This window comes from Rhizobium sp. P28RR-XV (assembly GCF_012641385.1).
GTDB lineage: Bacteria > Pseudomonadota > Alphaproteobacteria > Rhizobiales > Rhizobiaceae > Rhizobium.
Genome location: NZ_JABAIG010000009.1, coordinates 358053 through 369999 on the forward strand (window position 1 = coordinate 358053; position 11947 = coordinate 369999).

The following is an 11947-nucleotide window of genomic DNA, read 5'->3' on the forward strand; positions in this document are numbered from 1 at the left end:
TGCCGCTTGCGCGGACGCTGCATCGGCAAATTACCTCAGGATGAGGGGGCAAGAGTTTCGACGCCAGCCGCCAAGGAGATCAGCCCTCATGGTGAGGAGGCCTAAAGGGCCGTCTCGAACCACTAGGGCGGGGCGGCTACGGTGGCTGGCGTGTATCAAGCAGGGAATAGTGCGTGGCTGTTTATACCGATATTACCGAAGACGATTTGAAGTGGTTCCTAACCGAATATGATGTCGGCGAGTTGCTCTCTTACAAGGGCATTGCCGAAGGCGTCGAGAATTCGAACTTCCTGCTGCATACGAGCCGCGAGCCGCTGATCCTGACGCTTTACGAGAAGCGCGTCGACAAGGGCGACCTGCCATTCTTCCTGGGCCTGATGCAGCACTTGGCGAGCCGCGGCCTGTCCTGCCCGCTGCCCTTGCCGCGCCGTGATGGCGCCTTGCTCGGTCATCTCTCCGGCCGCCCTGCCGCCCTGATCTCCTTCCTTGAGGGCATGTGGCTGCGCAAGCCGGAGGCGCATCATTGCCGCGAAGTCGGCAAGGCGCTGGCCGCCATGCATATCGCCGGCGAGGGCTTCGACATCCGCCGCCCGAACGCGCTCTCGCTGGAGGGCTGGCAGGCGCTTTGGGAAAAGTCCGAGGCGCGTGCGGACGAGGTTGAATCCGGCCTGCAGGGCGAAATCCGCAGCGAACTCGATTTCCTTGGAAAGCATTGGCCGAAGGATCTGCCCGAGGGCGTTATTCATGCCGATCTTTTCCCGGACAATGTCTTCTTCCTGGGTGACAGGCTCTCCGGCCTGATCGATTTCTATTTTGCCTGCAACGATCAGCTCGCCTATGACGTCTCGATCTGCCTCAATGCCTGGTGCTTCGAGAAGGATCACGCCTATAACATCACCAAGGGCATGGCGCTGCTTGAGGGATATCAGAGCGTGCGGCCGCTGAGTGCAACAGAAATCGCGGCATTGCCGACGCTTGCGCGCGGCTCGGCGCTGCGCTTCTTCCTGACCCGGCTCTATGATTGGCTGACGACGCCGGCCGGCGCCATGGTCACCAAGAAAGACCCGATCGAATATCTGCGCAAGCTGCGCTTCCACCGCCAGATCGCCTCATCAGCCGAATACGGGCTGAAGGCATGAAGCACGTCGATATTTTTACCGACGGCGCCTGCTCGGGCAATCCCGGTCCAGGCGGCTGGGGCGCCGTGCTTCGCTATGGCGAGGTGGAGAAGGAACTGTCCGGTGGCGAGGCGGATACGACCAACAACCGCATGGAGCTGATGGCGGCGATTTCAGCCCTCGGCGCTCTGAAAGCGCCTTGCGAGGTCGATCTCTATACCGACAGCGTTTACGTCAAGGACGGCATCACCAAGTGGATTTTCGGCTGGAAGAAGAACGGCTGGAAGACTGCGGATAAGAAGCCTGTGAAGAATGCCGAGCTGTGGCAGGCGCTGGACGAAGCTTACAACAGGCACAAGGTGACGCTGCATTGGGTCAAGGGCCATGCCGGACACCCGGAGAATGAACGGGCCGACGAGCTGGCGCGCAAGGGCATGGAGCCTTTCAAGAGGAAGTAGCTCGTCGGCGACAAACTCGGATTAGCCGTGTCGCACAGAGCTCGATCATGCCAAAATGTGATCGAGCGCGCTTCTCACTCTCGGCTTCGCGGCGGCGGGCAAGGGCAGGATCGGACGCGGCGGATCGATCCTGCAAAGATCGAGCAGTTCGGCAATCGCATACATGACGCGGAAGCTGCCGAACTCCTTGAATAGGTTCCATAGCGGCTGAAACTTCTGATCGAGACGTTCGGCTTCGGCGGTATCGCCGGCTTGCGCAGCCTGTGTGAGCGCCAGCGCCTCGGCGGGCAGGAGGCCGGCGACCACGCTGTACCAGGCATCGGCACCGGCCAGCAGCCCGGCCGCCGCTCCCCAATCGCCGCTATAGCCGATGGCGAAACCCTTTGGCGTTTCTTGGCGCAGACGCCCTATCTCTCCCTCGAAATCGCCTCCTTGCGGCAGAGGCATCTTCACCGCCACGATATTCGTCACCTTTGCCAGGCGGGCAATCAGCCCATCGCTGAATGTAAATTTTGTTGTGCCGGGATTGTTGTAGATGCAAAGCGGCAGTTCGCCGGCCTCCGCGACGGCTGCGAAGTGCTGGTAGACCTCTTCCTCCGTGAGTGGAGTATAGGATACGGGGGCCAACAGCAGCCCATCCGCACCGGACGCCTTGGCATCGCGCGCCAATGCCTGCGCTTCGTCGGTTCGCAGCGCTCCAACCCCAACGATGACGGGGATCTTGCCGCCGACGCTGGCTGTTGCGGCCTGGACAGCCCGCCGGCGCTCGTCGCGTGACAGGAAGGCGTAACCGCCCGTACTGCCGAGCAACCCGATGGAATCAACGCCGGCCAGTTGGATGCGTTCGAGCAGGCGGACGAGCACTACAATATCAACGTGTCCGGAAGCATCGGTCGGGGTAATCGGAAAGGCCGAAAGGCCAGTAAAGAGTGTCACGATTGTTTTCCTTCTCTGTCAGGCTCCGACCAGCGATAGCGCTCGAAAAGCAGAAGCTGAAATCGTCCTACGCTTAGCGCCGTGTGACTGTCCATGAATATGCCGCAGAAATCATACTCCGCGCAGCAGCTTGGTGGCGATCATCCACATCGTAAGAGCAATGAGCGTTTCCAGAATGCGCCAGGACGCGGGTTTCGCGAAGATCGGCCTCAGCCACCTCGCGCCAAAGCCGAGCGAAAAGAAGAACAGGAAGGAGCCCGTCATGGCACCCACCGCAAATGAAGCCTCGTTCCCCGGAAACCGGGTCGAGATCGTGCCAAGCAGGGCAACGGTGTCGAGATAGACATGCGGATTGAGCCAGGTTAGCGCCAGGCACATGGCAAGCGTCTGGCGAAAGCTCGATGATTTCGCCTCTCCGGCAGTCAGCACCGCAGACGAACGCAAGGCGGAATAGAGGCTCTTGGCTCCATACCAGATCAGGAAAGCCGCTCCCGCATAACGCATGACCGGATCGAGCCAGGGCAGGAGGGCGGCGATCTGGCGGAAGCTCGTCACCCCAAGCACGATGAGCGCGGCATCGGAGAGGGCACATGCAAGGCAAACGGCGAACACATGTTCGTTGCGCAGGCCCTGGCGCAGGACGAAGGCGTTTTGCGCACCGATAGCGACAATCAGGCTGAGCCCCATCGTGAGGCCTGTCAGGTAAATCGAAAAATTCATGCTTGGCGAAATGCTCCGAAACGAATGAGCATTTCGGTATCGCCATATGCCGATTTAGGCTAATTAATGTTGCTAACCCGGATTAAGTAAAACTAAGCCATGCTCGATTATTCCGCTCTCCGTGCCGTCTCCATGGTCGTGCAAACCGGCAGCTTCGAAAAGGCCGCGGGCATTCTGAACGTGACGCCCTCCGCCATCTCGCAGCGGGTGAAACAGCTTGAGGAGCGCCTCGGCGTCGTTTTGATCGTCAGGGGCAACCCCTGCACCGCGACGGAAAAGGGCGAATGGCTCTGCCGCCATATGGAAAATGTCGGCATGCTGGAAGACGAGCTGTTCGACCGTCTGCCGGCCCTCATCGATCCGGGCGAGCCCAAGCAAAAAGTAACGCTTCACATTGCCACGAATGCCGACAGCCTTGGGACGTGGTTCGTGGAGGCCATATCGGGTTTTGCCAAGCGCTCTCCCTATCTGCTGAATATCGCCATCGATGACCAGGATCATACCGCCGAATGGCTGCAGCGGGGGCGGGTGATTGCGGCCGTCACCGGCCTGGAAAAACCGATCCAGGGATGCCGGCGCACATCCCTTGGCGCGCTCCGCTATCATGCGACTGCAAGCCCGGATTTCATTGCCCGGTATTTTAAAGCGGGCGTGACGCCGGAAGCGATCATGAATGCGCCGGCCTTGACCTTCAACCAAAAGGACAGGCTTCAAAGCCAGTGGATACGCCAGACATTCGGAAAGGATTTTGCCTATCCGAGCCACTGGCTGCCGTCGACCCAGGGTTTCGTCGATGCCAGTCTTGCAGGCATGGGGTGGGGCATGAATCCCATCCAGCTCGTACGGGAACATCTGCAGGCCGGGCGCCTGATAGAACTTATTCCCAACACCCCGTTGGACATTCCATTATATTGGCAGGTGAGCCGTCTCGCCGCCGATCGGCTTGCCGAATTGACGCGTGAGATAACCGTGACGGCCAAATACCATCTGTCAGCGTGAGCTATGCTTCGCGATGAATACGTTGCCATTCGCCCTGTCACCTGGAACGCAATGTTCGCGAATCGGTGCCTTGCCCCGCTGCCCTTTCCCTCTATGCTGCTCCCGATTTCCAGGGAGATTGACTTATGATCCTGCATTGCGTTTTTCTTCGGCTCAAATCCGCCATGACACAGGACGAGAAGAGGGTGCTCTTCGATTCCGTCGCGGCCTTGCAGAAGGTCATTCCGGGCATTGTCGACGTGAAATATGGGCCGAACGTCTCGCCCGAGGGCCTGCATGGCGGTTTCGCCGATGGATTTGTCGTCACCTTCGAAAGTGTCGAAGCGCGCGATGCCTATCTGGTGCATCCCGATCATGTCGCTGTCGGCGAGCGGATCGTATCGTCCACGGATGGCGGCCTGGCCGGTCTGATGGTCTTTGATTTCAATCTCTAAAACTGCCAGGAGCCGGTCGCAGGGGGTATGCCTGCGACCGGCTCCGGTCGATCAGCTGGATTTCGCCATCGCTGCGGCGAGCTGATCAACGTTATAACGGAACATTTTTTCGTAAGTCGAAGCTGGCCCGTTTGTCTTGGAAAGCGATTCGACATAAAGCTCGCCGCCGGGCTCGGCGCCGGTGGCCTTGGCGACCTGCTTGACTAGGCGCGGATCGTTCGAATTCTCGAAGAAATAGGTCTTCACGTGTTCGGTCTTGATCTGCTCGATCAGCTTGGCGACCTCTGCGGCCGATGCTTCCGTTTCCGTGGAAACGCCGAGCGGCGACAGGAAGCTGACCTTGTATTCGCGGCCGAAATATCCGAAGGCGTCGTGGCTGGTCAGCACCTTGCGGCGGTCTTCCGGGATCTTGTCGAACTTGCCGTGCGCATAGGCATCGAGCTCGGTCAGCACCTTTGTATAGCGCTCGGCGTTGGCCTTGAAATCGGCGGCGTCGGCCGGATCGGCTGATGACAGAGCCTTCTCGATATTGGCGACCCAGATCTTCACATTGACCGGGCTGTTCCACACATGCGGATCGGTGACCGTCTTGCCGTCGTCGACCATCGTGCGCGTGTTGACGCCATCGGAGGTGACAACAGGCGTTCCCTTGTAGCCGGAGGCGCTGATCAGGCGGTCCATCCAGCCCTCCAGGCCTTCGCCGCTGACGAAGACGACCTTGGCGGCATTCAGTGTCTTGGCATCGGCCGGCGAGGGCTCGAATTCATGGGGATCGCCATTCGGGCCGACGAGGCTCGACACTTTCACGTGGTCGCCGCCGACATGCTTGACGACATCGGCAAGCACGGTGAAGGACGCGACGACATTGAGCGTTTCGGCGGAGGCGGGCGCGGCGACGGCGAAGGCGACGAAGGCCGTTGCTGCCGCAGAGAGAAGCAGTCTCTGTTTTTTCATGAAAGTCTCCTTGTTCGGATTAGCCCCGGAGATGGGGACGGGGGAAGAACCGCCGGGCAAGGCCCGAAGGTGCGAAGAGAATGGAGAAGCCATAGATCAGGCTGGCGGTGATGATGATGGTCGGACCTGATGCAAATTCGAGATGATAGGAGGCAATGAGGCCGAGATAGCCTGAAGCCATCGCCGTGCCTGTTGCGATCGCCATCATGGCGGGCAGGCTGCGCGACCAGAGCTGCGCCACGGCCGCCGGCAGCATCATCAGCCCGACGGCCATCAGCGTACCGAGCGCCTGAAAGCTGGCGACCAGATTGAGCACGACCAGCAGCAGGAACAGGAAATGATAGAGCGGTCCGCGCCCACCGACGGCGCGCAGAAAGCCGGGATCGAAGCATTCCATGACCAGCGGCCGATAGATGACGGCGAGTGCGAGCAGCGTTACCGTCGCAATCGCGCCGATCTGGTAGAGGGCGGGTGCATCGATTGCGAGAATGGTGCCGAAGAGCACATGCAGCAGATCGATGTTGGAGCCGCGCAGCGACACGATGAGGACGCCGAGTGCCAGCGAGGTGAGATAGAAGCTGGCAAAGCTCGCATCCTCCTGCAGCACCGTCACGCGGCTGACGAGGCCTGATAGCAGCGCCACCGAAAGGCCGGCCACAAGGCCGCCGAGCCCCATGGCCGTCAGCGACAGCGAGCCGGCAATGAGATAGCCGATGGCCGCTCCAGGCAGAACGGCATGGCTCATGGCATCGCCCATCAGGCTCATGCGCCTGAGCATCAGGAAGACGCCGATCGGCCCGGAGCCGAGGCCGAGGCAGACGCAGGCAATCAGCGCGCGCCGCATGAAGCCATAATCCGCGAAAGGTGCGAGGAAGATATCGTAGACGGTCATTCGGCCGGCTCCCGCTTCACCAGGCCGTCGTCATGCTCTTCTTCCGGCAGGCATGCTTCGTCTTCTTCATCCCAGCGCTCGGCCATGGCGCGCGCCTTGATGAGGTTTGAGGAGCTCATGATATCCTGCGTGTTGCCCCATCCCACAAGTTCGCGGGCGATCAGCAGCGTTTCGGGGAAATAGGTTCGCACCTGCTCGAAATCGTGCAGCACGGCGATGACAGTGCGTCCCTCCCGGTTCCATCGGAGCACGAGGTCGAGAAGATCGCGAGTCGTGCGCTGATCGATCGCGGTGAAGGGTTCGTCCAGCAGGATGACGCGCGCGTCCTGCAGCAGCAGCCGCGCAAAGAGCACGCGCTGGAACTGCCCGGCCGAAAGCGAGCCGATATGCCGGTTTTCGAAGCCTGACAGGCCGACGATGCCGAGCGCCTCGCGCGCACGTTCGACATCCTTTCGGGAAAACTGGCCGAAAGCGCCGGCATTCTTCCAGGCGCCAAGCATGACGGTATCGGCAACCGAAATCGGAAAGCGGCGGTTCATATCGGCCGCCTGCGGCAGATAGCCGAAATCGTTGCGTGTCAGCGCGCCGCGATCGATCGAGCCCTCCGCCGGCCGCAATTCGCCGACGATCGCTTTCAGAAGCGTCGACTTGCCAGCCCCGTTCGGCCCGGCAATCGCCGTCAGGCTGCCTGCGGCAAATCCGCCCGAGATATGATGCACGGCCGGGTGACGCTCATAAGTGACGGTGAGATTGCTGAGCCGGATCAGATCGTTCATGCCAAGGCCACCGCCCAGCCGATCGCCGCCCAGAGCACCGCAATGCCGATCGCGACATAGGCAAGGCGTGTCAAGGCGGAGCGCCCCATAAGGGACGGCGCAAAAGGATCACGATCAAAAGGCATTTTTTTGGGGGCTTTCAATTATGTAATAACATTACACGCAGTAGCCGATGAAATACGGCAAAAAAGAGGCGGAGACTAGATTGATGCTCGTTGAGCACCAGCAATTGGCGCTTTGTGCCGTTGATGCTATATATGGCGCATTATTTGTTATTGGTCACTTGATCGGCCTATAAGGGAGGCGCCTATGAATGTTTCTATCGGCGAGCGCTGGGAGAAATTCGTGGAGAAAACGGTGGAAGAGGGACGTTACAGCTCCGCCAGCGAAGTTGTACGGGAAGGTCTCCGGCTCGTGGAGGAACGTGAGGCGAAAATAGCGGCTTTGCGGCATACTCTGGAGGCATCGATCGCCCGTGGAGGCGATATATCAGATGAGGAGCTCGGTGCCGCTTTGGAAGCCAAGGCTGCTGAACTGGCAAAAGAAGGCTATTAAGTGGCTCGGCTTCGTTATACAGCCGATGCTCAAAGCAATATCCTTGATATTCTTGTATATATAGCGCGCCAAAGTGGCAGCCAAAAAGTCGCTTTGAAATTTACTGAGCAACTGCGCCGTAAGTGCGCAAGTCTTGCGGCTTTGCCGGGCCAAATGGGCCGCCTGCGGCCGGAGCTGAGAGACGATATGCGCAGCTTTGCATTTCGTGGTTATGTAATCTTCTTCCGCTATATTGATGATGTTTTCGAGGTTTTGAATGTGCTCGAAGGACATCGCGATTTCGATACTCATTTCAACGAAGAAGAATGAAGCAGAGCGCCTCTGAGACGCTCTGCTTCTTCCATCTGAATAGTATCAGAGCTGCTCGATCATCGCAGCAGCACCCGAGACCGTGGCTTGGCCGGGGTTTTCCTCGATGTTGAGCGTCTTCACCACGCCGTCTTCCACCAGCATGGAGTAACGCTTCGAGCGGATGCCGAGGCCGCCGGCGGAGAGGTCGACATCGAGGCCGAGCGCCTTGGTGAAGGAGCCGTCCCAGTCGGCGAGGAAATGGATCTTGCCCAGACCGCCGGACGATTGCGCCCAGGCGCCCATGACATGCCAGTCATTGATGGCAACCACGGCGATGTCATCGACGCCCTTGGCGAGAATCGTGTCGCGATTCTCGAGATAGCCGGGCAGGTGATTGAGCGAACAGGTGGGCGTGAAGGCGCCGGGAACGGCAAAGAGCACGACGCGCTTGCCGGCAAACAATTGCTCGGTGCTGATTTCGACCGGGCCGTCGGCGGTCTTTTCCTTGAAGGTGGCGGCAGGCAGCGTGTCGCCGATGGCGATGGACATGGTTCTCTCCTTGCGTTGTGAATTCGGGGCGCCGCTGCGCCGGCAATTATCTGAAGCGGATGCTGGAAACTATAGGTCCGGCCTATTCGAGCGCAAGTGTGGTTTCCATCGCTCGGTCGCCGTCGACGACCAGAATGCCCCAACTCTTGCCCTTCGGATCATAATTCTTCGGCAATTTGCCGATCTCGATATCGGTCGAGAAGCTGCTCCCATCCCGCTTTGCATTCATTTGCTGGAAGAACACGTAGCCGGACGGTCCCGTCACGTAGATCGTCGGCGCATCACCGGTTGCCTCCGGCAATGTTAGGCGCAGTGAAAGATTTTTAGCATCGGCGGAGATTTTGCGGCTTTGAATGGCGAAATCGGATGAAGGAGTTTCCGGCAGCCGTGCTTTCGCCGCATCCAGCAGGGCCAGTTCATGCGATGTCGGCTGCTCACCCGCCGGCAGCGGCAATGAATAGTCAGCCTGGAAGGGGATGCAGATCTCCTTGCAGAGACCCACGAAAGCGGTCAGCTTGAGGTTCGCCGGTACCTTGCCGGTAACGCGAAAATCGAGCGGTAAGGTCACCGGCGCATCATAGCCGATCTCCTTGATATTGCCGACGGTGATCTGCTTCGGCACGGGGTAGCCGGTCTTTTCCAGCGTCACGCCGCTATCGGGCGCCAGCGTCACCTGGGGCGGAATTCCGCCCTGGCCCGGCTCGCGCCAATAGGTGATCCAGCCGGGTTCCGGTTCGATCTGCAGGGCGGCGCGGATATGCCCTTCCGCATCGGGCGCAAGCGCCACCAGGCGCATGCGTCCGCCTTGGTTGTCCACCCATTCGCTCATGGCGGCATGGGCCGTTGCGGCGGAGAATAGGGTGGCGACAAACAATACCGACAGGCGTGCAAGCGTGCTTATTCCAATCATGAAACAAGGATTTAATGGATCGGGCCGCCAGGAGCCAGCATAACAGAAGAGGGAAATGATCATTTTCAGTTGATTGATTTATGACATTGCCCCATCTTGATTATAGGCGGTGCAGGTGCAGACTGCGGTCAGGAGGCACGATGTCCCTATCGACGCTGAAGAATAGACGCGAAAGAGGTTTTCTTGACGGTCAGTTCCTGATCGCCATGCCAGGCATGGAGGATCGCAATTTCCACCGGACGGTGATCTATATCTGTGCCCATTCCGATGCGGGTGCCATGGGTTTCGTCATCAATCGCGCCCAGAAGCTGACATTCACCGACGTCCTCTTCCATCTCGAAATGATCAAGGACGACGATGCCATCGTGCTTCCGCAAGGCGCGCGAGATTTTCCCATCCAGACCGGCGGTCCCGTTGAAAGCGGGCGTGGCTTCGTTTTGCATTCCGACGATTACATCAGCGACAGCAGCATTCCGGTCAGTGACGATATCAGCCTGACGGCGACGCTCGATATCGTTCGGGCCATTTCAAAGGGAAGCGGTCCGAAGCGCGCGACGATGCTGCTCGGCTATGCCGGCTGGGGTGCCGGTCAGCTCGAGGCGGAGATCGGCAATAATGGCTGGCTGAACTGCCCGGCGAACGAAGAACTGATCTTCGACCGCAGCCTCGACAACAAGTATGATCGGGCCTTGGCGCTCATGGGCATCAACCCCGCAATGCTGTCGCCGCACGCCGGCCATAGCTGAGCCGATTTGTGCTGTTTCGGAACGAAATAGCAGGTGCGACGTTTTCCCGGTAGCGCAACGGCAATTCCGCCGTGCCAGCCAGGGAGGCGTCAGACATGAGCAGCACGACCGACAAGGTGTCCGGTAAGGTGAACGAAATCGCCGGCAAGGCCAAGCAGATGACCGGCAAGGCGACCAACAACAAGAGCATGCGCGCCAAGGGCGCTGCGCAGGAAGCCAAGGGCAAGATGCAGACCGCCGTTGGCAAGGCCAAGGACAAGGTCAAAGGCGCAGTCGACCGGATGTGACCGGCTGTTTGTATTTGTCAATCCATGGTCGCTGCTCCGTCTGAATTGACGTTGTAGCAGCGATGTTGGGAGGAAGAGCCTGTTACGGAAACGTGGCGGGCTCTTTGTTCTCGCCAATCTATCTTTTCCGAGGGGAGCATGCGGCTTTTCACCTGCGACCATTGCGGTCAGCCCGTCCATTTCGACAACAGGCAATGTGTCCGCTGCGGCCACCAGCTCGGCTTCATTCCCAACCGTCTGGCGATCTATGCACTCGACGTCGAAGACGATGTGACATGGCATCCGGTTTCCGAGCCCGAGCGGCATGTGCGCTTCTGCGCGAACGCCGAACTCGACATCTGCAACTGGCTCGTCGATGCCGATGATCCCCAGCCGTATTGCGCCGCCTGCCGTCATAATCGGCTGGTACCGAATACCGGCACGCAGCAGGGTATAGACCGTTGGCGGCGTATCGGTCAGGCGCAGAGGCATCTATTCTATTCCCTGCTACGCTGGAATTTGCCGCATCCCGATCGGCAGCAGGATCCGGATGGTGGCCTGGTGTTCGATTTTCTCGAGGATGAAATGCAGGGCGGCACCGTCGTCCCGGCCATGACCGGCCACGAGGAAGGGCTGATCGCTATTCGTGCGGCTGAGGCGGATGACGTGACGCGCGAACAGACGCGCACCTCCATGAACGAGCCGTATCGTACCTTGCTGGGCCACTTCCGCCACGAGACCGGCCATTTCATCTGGAACAAGCTTGTTCGCGACCGCGGGCAGTTCGATGGCTTTCGCGCCGTCTTCGGCGATGAACGCGCCGATTATGGCACGGCGCTTCAGACCCATTACGACAACGGCCCGCCCGCGAACTGGCAGGAGAGCTTCATCAGCGCCTATGCAAGCACCCATCCGTGGGAGGATTTTGCCGAATGCTTCGCGCATTATCTGCATATCGTCGATACGCTGGAAACGGCGCGTTCCTTCGGCCTGGCGATCGACCCTTATCACTATCACGACATGGCGGCGGAAGTGGATTTCAATCCCTACGAGGCTCAAAGCGCCGAACAGCTCGTCAAGGCCTGGATCCCCTTGAGCGTGGCAATCAATTCCATCCAGCGCAGCATGGGACAGCCGGATTCCTATCCCTTCATCCTCTCGCCGCCGGTCGTCACGAAGCTCGACTATATAAGGCAGCTGATCGACAGCGCCTGATTAGAGCCTGCTGCTTTCATACGGAAGCATATCCTGAGTTTGTGAGGTAGTTTGCGCATTCGGCTGGCGAGAAGCAGTCGAGCATTTCACCAGCCTTGCGCCATGTCGCTTCGACTGTGCGAGGCTGT

Annotated in this window: 17 protein-coding genes; 9 read left to right on the top strand and 8 right to left on the bottom strand. The window is 59.4% G+C overall.

Features of this window, described 5'->3' with window-relative positions:
• The first annotated feature begins 173 nt into the window (after window positions 1–173).
• Window positions 174–1139, top strand: coding sequence for a homoserine kinase (locus HGP12_RS21050; RefSeq protein ID WP_168840792.1), 966 nt, complete (start codon window positions 174–176; stop codon window positions 1137–1139).
• Window positions 1136–1576 (top strand): ribonuclease HI, encoded by a 441-nt coding sequence (rnhA, locus tag HGP12_RS21055; protein ID WP_168840791.1) that lies wholly within the window; start codon window positions 1136–1138, stop codon window positions 1574–1576. The genes HGP12_RS21050 and rnhA overlap by 4 nt, the downstream gene beginning before the upstream one ends.
• Before the next feature lie 45 nt (window positions 1577–1621).
• Here rnhA and HGP12_RS21060 read toward each other — a convergent pair whose 3' ends face one another.
• Window positions 1622–2512, bottom strand: a complete 891-nt coding sequence (locus HGP12_RS21060; RefSeq protein WP_168840790.1) for a dihydrodipicolinate synthase family protein — start codon at window positions 2510–2512, stop codon at window positions 1622–1624.
• 111 nt (window positions 2513–2623) lie between these two features.
• On the bottom strand, window positions 2624–3232 hold the full coding sequence (locus HGP12_RS21065) for a LysE/ArgO family amino acid transporter (RefSeq protein ID WP_168840789.1): 609 nt from the start codon (window positions 3230–3232) through the stop codon (window positions 2624–2626).
• Between the two features lie 99 nt (window positions 3233–3331).
• Here HGP12_RS21065 and HGP12_RS21070 point away from each other — a divergent pair, with 99 nt between their 5' ends.
• Together HGP12_RS21070 and HGP12_RS21075 are read left to right on the top strand one after the other, a co-directional pair.
• Window positions 3332–4231, top strand: coding sequence for a LysR family transcriptional regulator ArgP (locus HGP12_RS21070; protein WP_168840788.1), 900 nt, complete (start codon window positions 3332–3334; stop codon window positions 4229–4231).
• Between the two features lie 125 nt (window positions 4232–4356).
• Window positions 4357–4665, top strand: a complete 309-nt coding sequence (locus HGP12_RS21075) for a Dabb family protein (protein ID WP_168840787.1) — start codon at window positions 4357–4359, stop codon at window positions 4663–4665.
• Between the two features lie 51 nt (window positions 4666–4716).
• Here the strand turns inward: HGP12_RS21075 and HGP12_RS21080 are convergent, their stop codons facing one another.
• Genes HGP12_RS21080 through HGP12_RS34520 form a run of 4 tightly spaced genes read right to left on the bottom strand, consistent with a single transcriptional unit; the run spans window position 4717 to window position 7412 of the window.
• Window positions 4717–5619, bottom strand: a complete 903-nt coding sequence (locus HGP12_RS21080; RefSeq protein ID WP_168840786.1) for a metal ABC transporter substrate-binding protein — start codon at window positions 5617–5619, stop codon at window positions 4717–4719.
• Between the two features lie 19 nt (window positions 5620–5638).
• On the bottom strand, window positions 5639–6511 hold the full coding sequence (locus HGP12_RS21085; RefSeq protein WP_168840785.1) for a metal ABC transporter permease: 873 nt from the start codon (window positions 6509–6511) through the stop codon (window positions 5639–5641).
• Complete coding sequence (locus HGP12_RS21090) at window positions 6508–7287, bottom strand: metal ABC transporter ATP-binding protein (RefSeq protein ID WP_168840784.1); 780 nt, start codon at window positions 7285–7287, stop codon at window positions 6508–6510. The genes HGP12_RS21085 and HGP12_RS21090 overlap by 4 nt, the downstream gene beginning before the upstream one ends.
• Window positions 7284–7412, bottom strand: coding sequence for a hypothetical protein (locus HGP12_RS34520; protein WP_281408227.1), 129 nt, complete (start codon window positions 7410–7412; stop codon window positions 7284–7286). Before HGP12_RS34520 ends, HGP12_RS21090 begins: the two co-directional genes overlap by 4 nt.
• A gap of 184 nt (window positions 7413–7596) precedes the next feature.
• On the opposite strand from HGP12_RS34520, the gene HGP12_RS21095 reads away from it, so the two are divergent.
• Window positions 7597–7842 (top strand): type II toxin-antitoxin system ParD family antitoxin, encoded by a 246-nt coding sequence (locus HGP12_RS21095; RefSeq protein ID WP_168840783.1) that lies wholly within the window; start codon window positions 7597–7599, stop codon window positions 7840–7842.
• Window positions 7843–8151: a type II toxin-antitoxin system RelE/ParE family toxin gene (locus HGP12_RS21100; protein WP_168840782.1), complete on the top strand. Its 309-nt coding sequence runs from the start codon at window positions 7843–7845 to the stop codon at window positions 8149–8151.
• A 45-nt stretch (window positions 8152–8196) separates the two neighbouring features.
• Here HGP12_RS21100 and HGP12_RS21105 read toward each other — a convergent pair whose 3' ends face one another.
• Window positions 8197–8682 carry a peroxiredoxin gene (locus HGP12_RS21105; protein ID WP_168840781.1) on the bottom strand — a complete coding sequence of 162 codons (486 nt, stop codon included), beginning with the start codon at window positions 8680–8682 and terminating at the stop codon, window positions 8197–8199.
• An 82-nt stretch (window positions 8683–8764) separates the two neighbouring features.
• Complete coding sequence (locus tag HGP12_RS21110; protein WP_168840780.1) at window positions 8765–9592, bottom strand: protein-disulfide reductase DsbD domain-containing protein; 828 nt, start codon at window positions 9590–9592, stop codon at window positions 8765–8767.
• 140 nt (window positions 9593–9732) lie between these two features.
• Between HGP12_RS21110 and HGP12_RS21115 the strand changes: the two genes are divergently transcribed.
• From HGP12_RS21115 to HGP12_RS21125, 3 genes are all read left to right on the top strand, one after another.
• Complete coding sequence (locus HGP12_RS21115; RefSeq protein WP_168840779.1) at window positions 9733–10338, top strand: YqgE/AlgH family protein; 606 nt, start codon at window positions 9733–9735, stop codon at window positions 10336–10338.
• A 95-nt stretch (window positions 10339–10433) separates the two neighbouring features.
• Entirely contained in the window at window positions 10434–10625 is a 192-nt protein-coding gene (locus HGP12_RS21120) for a CsbD family protein (RefSeq protein WP_168840778.1), read from the top strand.
• A 138-nt stretch (window positions 10626–10763) separates the two neighbouring features.
• Entirely contained in the window at window positions 10764–11819 is a 1056-nt protein-coding gene (locus HGP12_RS21125) for a putative zinc-binding metallopeptidase (RefSeq protein WP_168840777.1), read from the top strand.
• Window positions 11820–11947 lie beyond the last annotated feature (128 nt).

Excerpts from the sequence above, each read along its gene's own strand:
- rnhA (WP_168840791.1), top strand. The coding sequence starts at position 1,136 with ATGAAGCACGTCGATATTTTTACCGACGGCGCCTGCTCGGGCAATCCC.
- HGP12_RS21065 (WP_168840789.1), bottom strand. The coding sequence starts at position 3,232 with ATGAATTTTTCGATTTACCTGACAGGCCTCACGATGGGGCTCAGCCTG.
- HGP12_RS21070 (WP_168840788.1), top strand. The coding sequence starts at position 3,332 with ATGCTCGATTATTCCGCTCTCCGTGCCGTCTCCATGGTCGTGCAAACC.
- HGP12_RS21075 (WP_168840787.1), top strand. The coding sequence starts at position 4,357 with ATGATCCTGCATTGCGTTTTTCTTCGGCTCAAATCCGCCATGACACAG.
- HGP12_RS21080 (WP_168840786.1), bottom strand. The coding sequence starts at position 5,619 with ATGAAAAAACAGAGACTGCTTCTCTCTGCGGCAGCAACGGCCTTCGTC.
- HGP12_RS21085 (WP_168840785.1), bottom strand. The coding sequence starts at position 6,511 with ATGACCGTCTACGATATCTTCCTCGCACCTTTCGCGGATTATGGCTTC.
- HGP12_RS21090 (WP_168840784.1), bottom strand. The coding sequence starts at position 7,287 with ATGAACGATCTGATCCGGCTCAGCAATCTCACCGTCACTTATGAGCGT.
- HGP12_RS34520 (WP_281408227.1), bottom strand. The coding sequence starts at position 7,412 with ATGCCTTTTGATCGTGATCCTTTTGCGCCGTCCCTTATGGGGCGCTCC.
- HGP12_RS21095 (WP_168840783.1), top strand. The coding sequence starts at position 7,597 with ATGAATGTTTCTATCGGCGAGCGCTGGGAGAAATTCGTGGAGAAAACG.
- HGP12_RS21105 (WP_168840781.1), bottom strand. The coding sequence starts at position 8,682 with ATGTCCATCGCCATCGGCGACACGCTGCCTGCCGCCACCTTCAAGGAA.
- HGP12_RS21110 (WP_168840780.1), bottom strand. The coding sequence starts at position 9,592 with ATGATTGGAATAAGCACGCTTGCACGCCTGTCGGTATTGTTTGTCGCC.
- HGP12_RS21115 (WP_168840779.1), top strand. The coding sequence starts at position 9,733 with ATGTCCCTATCGACGCTGAAGAATAGACGCGAAAGAGGTTTTCTTGAC.
- HGP12_RS21120 (WP_168840778.1), top strand. The coding sequence starts at position 10,434 with ATGAGCAGCACGACCGACAAGGTGTCCGGTAAGGTGAACGAAATCGCC.
- HGP12_RS21125 (WP_168840777.1), top strand. The coding sequence starts at position 10,764 with ATGCGGCTTTTCACCTGCGACCATTGCGGTCAGCCCGTCCATTTCGAC.